Here is a 4,991-nt window from a genome sequence, read left to right as displayed (position 1 = left end):
CAGTACCGTGGACCCGTGCCCCAGCAGGACCCCGGCGCCGGCAGTCCGGCGCATCTCACCACCACCGTCGAACGCGGCTCCTTCGCCGTCGCCCGCTGCACCTGCGGCTGGTCGGGACCGGCGCGGCGCTCCAGGGACCGTGCCCGCACGGACGCCCGCACCCACACGGAAACCCCCTGAGGAGCCGAGCCCCCGGCGTACCGGCCCGACCCGGACGCGCCGGTCCATGGGGCCTCCCGTGGAGGAGAAGACGGCGGCCGCGGGCCGCGGGTTCGGGGCCGGCGGCGTGCCGTCCGGCGGACCGGCGCGTCCGGGTCGGGCCGGTACGCCGGGGGCTCGGCTCCTCAGGGGGTTTCCGTGTGGGTGCGGGCGTCCGTGCGGGCACGGTCCCTGGAGCGCCGCGCCGGTCCCGACCAGCCGCAGGTGCAGCGGGCGACGGCGAAGGAGCCGCGTTCGACGGTGGTGGTGAGATGCGCCGGACTGCCGGCGCCGGGGTCCTGCTGGGGCACGGGTCCACGGTACTGCGCGGCGCGGGGCCGCCGGAATGGCCCCGGCGGCGTGACGGGGCGAGCGGGCGGTCGTTAGGGAAGAGGGGCGTCCCCGGGCCCGCGGGGCCGGTTCACGGGGCGGCCTCCAAGCAGTGGTCCCGTTCTGGGGGTTGGCAGGCGATGGTGGCGCAGCACACACGCAGGAGCGGAACGATGGCCGTCGCGGCGACGGTGATGGGGATGATGGCGGCCACCGGGTGTACGGGCGCGGGGGCGGTCGCCGACGACGTCGATGCCGTGGACGAGGTCGTCAGGGCGGCGGACGCCCTGGAGCGGGCGCGCAGTTCCCGGACGCGCACCGCGATGGAGATGGCCACCGGCGGCACCCGGGTCACCATCCGCGGCGAGGGCGGCTACGACTTCGCCCGCCGCACCGGCCGGCTGACGGTGGTCCTGCCACCGGACCCCGCGGGCCTCGACGAGCACGAGCCGATCACCGAACTGCTCACCCCGGGCGCGCTCTACATGAAGAACCGGGGCGCGGGCGTCCCCGCCGACAAGTGGGTCCGTGTCGACACGGCCGCCCTCGACGACGGGAACCTGGTCACCGGCGGTGCCACCGACCCGCTCGCGGCGGCGGAACTGCTGCGCGGCGCCGAGCAGGTGACCTTCGTCGGCGAGAGCGAGGTCGAGGGGGAGCGGGTGCGGCACTTCCGCGGCACCACGGACATCGGGCGGGCGGCACGGGCGGCGCGGCCCCACGCCAGGCCGGCGCTGGCGGCCGCGGCGAAAGGGTTCGCCAACCGTGCCGTGCCGTTCGACGTGTATCTCGACGACGCGGGGCTGCTGCGCAAGGTCCGGCACCGGTTCACCTTCGCCAACGAGGGGCGCGCGGTGGCCGTGACGTCCACCACGGTCCTGTTCGACTTCGGGGAGCCGGTCGTGGTGCGGCTGCCGGACGAGCAGGACATCTACACCGGAAAGGTCGAGGTCTGACGCCGTGCGGGGGGCGCCGGGGAGTGCGCAGCGGTGGCCGGGGGAGGCGAGGGCACCCGGGATGGCCACGGCGCAAATGGTCCGGACGTGCCATGCGCTTTGCGCCATCCGGTCCCTAGCCTAGGGACCGACATCGGCCGGAAGAGGTGACGGCACGTGGCTCCGCCCAGTACGACGACGGTCCAGGACGACTGCGTGGCCCTCGCCGAGATCGAGCTGTGCGGCGAGCTGATGATCGCCGCGTCGGCCGTGGACGAGGAGCGGCTGAGCCCGGCCCGTATCGACGAGGTGCTGTGGGGCACGGCGGCGGAGCGGCATTCCGGTCCGGCGCACCGCTGACGGCGCCGCCGAGCGGCGGTTCGGCTCCGTGCCCCGGCCGAAAGATGTGATCAAGCCAATCGTGCCGTCCCGCGGGAGAGGGATTCGTCTCCCGCGGAACGGTACGTAACAGGACAGAACGGGCGGCCGGCCGGGTCAGGTGCGCAGAAGGCGGGCGATCGCCTTCGTCGCCTCCTCGACCTTGGCGTCGATCTCGTCGCCGCCCTTCACCGCCGCGTCCGCCACGCAGTGCCGCAGGTGCTCCTCCAGCAGCTGGAGGGCGAACGACTGCAGCGCCTTCGTGGACGCCGAGACCTGGGTGAGTATGTCGATGCAGTAGACGTCCTCGTCGACCATCCGCTGCAGGCCGCGGATCTGCCCCTCGATCCGGCGCAGCCGCTTGAGGTGCTCGTCCTTCTGCTTGTGGTAGCCGTGCACGCCGTGGTCGTGAGCGGTCTCGTGGCCGGTGACCGGGGGGCCGGCCGCCTCGGTGGTCGTCATCGCGTCCTCCCGTTGTCCTGAAAGGGGTGTTGTATACCCCTCGTGGGTATATGGTATCGAATCACAGGGAAATCGGTGGGGGTCTGTGCGGATCGCGTCGGTTGATGGGCGACACTGGGTTGTCGCCGGTTAGCCGTGGCCGGATGATGCGCCTAGCATCAGCCTGACCAAAACCAGAGCACCCCGAGGACCCCACGTGCGATTTCGTCTGACCCCCAGGGAGACGAGCTTCTACGACATGTTCGCCGCATCCGCGGACAACATCGTCACGGGCTCGAAGCTCCTGATGGAACTGCTCGGAGCGGAGTCCTCCGCCCGGGCCGAGATCGCGGAACGGATGCGGGCAGCAGAGCACGCCGGGGACGACGCGACCCATGCGATCTTCCACCAGCTGAACTCCTCGTTCATCACGCCGTTCGACCGTGAGGACATCTACTCCCTCGCGTCGTCCCTCGACGACATCATGGACTTCATGGAAGAGGCCGTCGACCTCGTCGTCCTCTACAACGTCGAGGAACTGCCGAAGGGCGTCGAGCAGCAGATCGAGGTCCTGGCGAGGGCGGCCGAGCTCACCGCCGAGGCCATGCCGCACCTGCGGACCATGGACAACCTCACCGAGTACTGGATCGAGGTCAACCGGCTGGAGAACCAGGCCGACCAGATCCACCGCAAGCTGCTCGCCCACCTCTTCAACGGCAAGTACGACGCCATCGAGGTCCTCAAGCTCAAGCAGATCGTGGATGTGCTCGAAGAGGCCGCGGACGCGTTCGAGCACGTGGCGAACACGGTGGAGACCATCGCGGTCAAGGAGTCCTGAGCTTCGTGGACACCTTTGCCCTGATCGTGACCGTTGGTGTCGCGCTCGGATTCACCTACACCAACGGCTTCCACGACTCCGCGAACGCGATCGCGACCTCCGTCTCCACGCGCGCGCTGACGCCGCGCGTGGCACTGGCGATGGCCGCGGTCATGAACCTCGCGGGGGCCTTCCTCGGACAGGGCGTCGCCAAGACCGTCAGTGAAGGTCTCATCGAGACCCCGCACGGCGACCGCGGCATGGGCATCCTGTTCGCGGCCCTCGTCGGCGCGATCGTGTGGAACCTGGTCACCTGGTACTTCGGCCTGCCGTCCTCGTCCTCGCACGCGCTCTTCGGCGGCATGGTCGGCGCCGCGCTCGCCGGCGGGACGGACGTGATCTGGACCGGCGTGCTGGAGAAGATCGTCATCCCGATGTTCGTCTCCCCGTTCGTCGGCCTGATCTGCGGCTATCTGGTGATGGTCGCGATCATGTGGATGTTCCGGCGGACCAACCCGCACAAGGCGAAGCGCGGCTTCCGCATCGCGCAGACCGTCTCGGCGGCGGGCATGGCGCTGGGCCACGGTCTCCAGGACGCGCAGAAGACCATGGGCATCGTGGTCATGGCGCTCGTGATCGCGGACGTGGAGCAGTCCGGCGACGAGATCCCGGTGTGGGTCAAGATCGCGTGTGCCGTGATGCTGTCGCTGGGCACGTACGCCGGTGGCTGGCGCATCATGCGCACCCTCGGCCGCAAGATCATCGAGCTGGACCCGCCGCAGGGGTTCGCGGCGGAGACGACCGGCGCGTCGATCATGTTCGGCTCGGCGTTCCTGTTCCACGCGCCGATCTCGACGACGCACGTGATCACCTCGGCGATCATGGGCGTCGGCGCGACCAAGCGGATCAACGCGGTGCGCTGGGGCGTGGCGAAGAACATCATCCTGGGGTGGTTCATCACGATGCCCGCGGCGGCGGCGGTGGCCGCGCTGAGCTACGGAATCGTGTGGTTGATCTTCGGGTGACGCCGCGCCCGTGACGCGTGCCGTGTGAGCCCCGTCGCCCCTCCCGGGGGCGCCGGGGCTCTCCCGTCCCCCGGGCCCGCCCCGCCGGCGCGACGTCTTCACGGCGGCTCCGCTCGCGAGCCCCGCGCCTCGACCGCCCCTACGGCCTGGCGGCCGTGGGATCCGCGCGCCGGGCGCGGGGACGCCGCGGGGGCGGCGGCTCATGGGGCTCCGCCCCGGGGGCCTGCCCGTGGACCGGCGCGATGCGGTGACCGTGACCGGGGGATCCGACCCACTCCGTCACCACCTCGCGCGGCACGCACCGCGCTCCGCGCGGTCGCCTCGAACGCCGGCGGGGGCTGATGGAGTCGGCCACGCAGAGGAAGGGGCCCGCCCCCTGGGAGAGGGGGCGGGCCCGTCGTCTTGCGGGTGGCACCGCCATGCAGCACCCGCAGACGGCTTATCCGAAGCGCCCCGAGATGTAGTCCTCGGTCGCCTGGACGGACGGGTTGGCGAAGATCCGCTCCGTGTCGTCGATCTCGATCAGCTTGCCGGGCTGGCCGACCGCCGCCAGGTTGAAGAAGGCCGTGCGGTCGGAGACCCGCGCCGCCTGCTGCATGTTGTGCGTCACGATGACGATCGTGAAGCGCTCCTTCAGCTCGCCGATCAGGTCCTCGATCGCGAGCGTCGAGATCGGGTCGAGCGCCGAGCAGGGCTCGTCCATCAGCAGCACGTCCGGCTCGACCGCGATCGCGCGGGCGATGCACAGGCGCTGCTGCTGACCGCCGGACAGGCCCGAGCCCGGCTTGTTCAGGCGGTCCTTGACCTCGTTCCAGAGGTTGGCCCCGCGCAGGGACTTCTCGACGATGTCGGCGAGCTGGTTCTTCT

At 71.1% G+C, this 4,991-nt stretch carries 8 protein-coding genes; 5 read left to right on the top strand and 3 right to left on the bottom strand.

What is annotated here, in order from left to right; translation table 11 throughout:
- On the top strand, window positions 1-180 hold a 180-nt coding region (locus EAO77_RS38460; protein ID WP_222723668.1), incomplete at its 5' end, for a hypothetical protein.
- A 164-nt stretch (window positions 181-344) separates the two neighbouring features.
- On the opposite strand, the gene EAO77_RS38455 is transcribed toward EAO77_RS38460, so the two are convergent.
- A complete protein-coding gene (locus EAO77_RS38455; RefSeq protein ID WP_187283132.1) occupies window positions 345-509 on the bottom strand; it encodes a hypothetical protein in 165 nt (54 codons plus the stop codon).
- 159 nt (window positions 510-668) lie between these two features.
- Here EAO77_RS38455 and EAO77_RS06255 point away from each other — a divergent pair, with 159 nt between their 5' ends.
- Both EAO77_RS06255 and EAO77_RS06250 read left to right on the top strand, forming a co-directional pair.
- Window positions 669-1,484, top strand: a complete 816-nt coding sequence (locus EAO77_RS06255; protein WP_147987082.1) for a hypothetical protein — start codon at window positions 669-671, stop codon at window positions 1,482-1,484.
- A 156-nt stretch (window positions 1,485-1,640) separates the two neighbouring features.
- Window positions 1,641-1,823, top strand: a complete 183-nt coding sequence (locus EAO77_RS06250; RefSeq protein ID WP_147987081.1) for a hypothetical protein — start codon at window positions 1,641-1,643, stop codon at window positions 1,821-1,823.
- Window positions 1,824-1,958: 135 nt separating this feature from the next.
- Here EAO77_RS06250 and EAO77_RS06245 read toward each other — a convergent pair whose 3' ends face one another.
- Window positions 1,959-2,303 (bottom strand): metal-sensitive transcriptional regulator, encoded by a 345-nt coding sequence (locus EAO77_RS06245; protein WP_147987080.1) that lies wholly within the window; start codon window positions 2,301-2,303, stop codon window positions 1,959-1,961.
- 196 nt (window positions 2,304-2,499) lie between these two features.
- On the opposite strand from EAO77_RS06245, the gene EAO77_RS06240 reads away from it, so the two are divergent.
- Together EAO77_RS06240 and EAO77_RS06235 are read left to right on the top strand one after the other, a co-directional pair.
- A complete protein-coding gene (locus EAO77_RS06240; protein ID WP_147987079.1) occupies window positions 2,500-3,120 on the top strand; it encodes a DUF47 domain-containing protein in 621 nt (206 codons plus the stop codon).
- A 5-nt stretch (window positions 3,121-3,125) separates the two neighbouring features.
- Window positions 3,126-4,124 (top strand): inorganic phosphate transporter, encoded by a 999-nt coding sequence (locus tag EAO77_RS06235; protein WP_147987078.1) that lies wholly within the window; start codon window positions 3,126-3,128, stop codon window positions 4,122-4,124.
- A 439-nt stretch (window positions 4,125-4,563) separates the two neighbouring features.
- On the opposite strand, the gene EAO77_RS06230 is transcribed toward EAO77_RS06235, so the two are convergent.
- The coding region (locus EAO77_RS06230) for a phosphate ABC transporter ATP-binding protein (protein ID WP_147988983.1) at window positions 4,564-4,991 on the bottom strand (428 nt) is incomplete at its 5' end.

It is taken from the genome of Streptomyces sp. T39 (assembly GCF_008042045.1).
Classification (GTDB): Bacteria; Actinomycetota; Actinomycetes; order Streptomycetales; family Streptomycetaceae; genus Streptomyces.
Note: the sequence above shows the minus strand (reverse complement) of the source record. Positions and strands in the feature narration are given on the sequence as shown.

What these genes read in the sequence shown, in the direction of transcription:
- EAO77_RS06255 (WP_147987082.1), top strand. Translation starts at nt 669, where the DNA reads ATGGTGGCGCAGCACACACGCAGGAGCGGAACGATGGCCGTCGCGGCG.
- EAO77_RS06245 (WP_147987080.1), bottom strand. Translation starts at nt 2,303, where the DNA reads ATGACGACCACCGAGGCGGCCGGCCCCCCGGTCACCGGCCACGAGACC.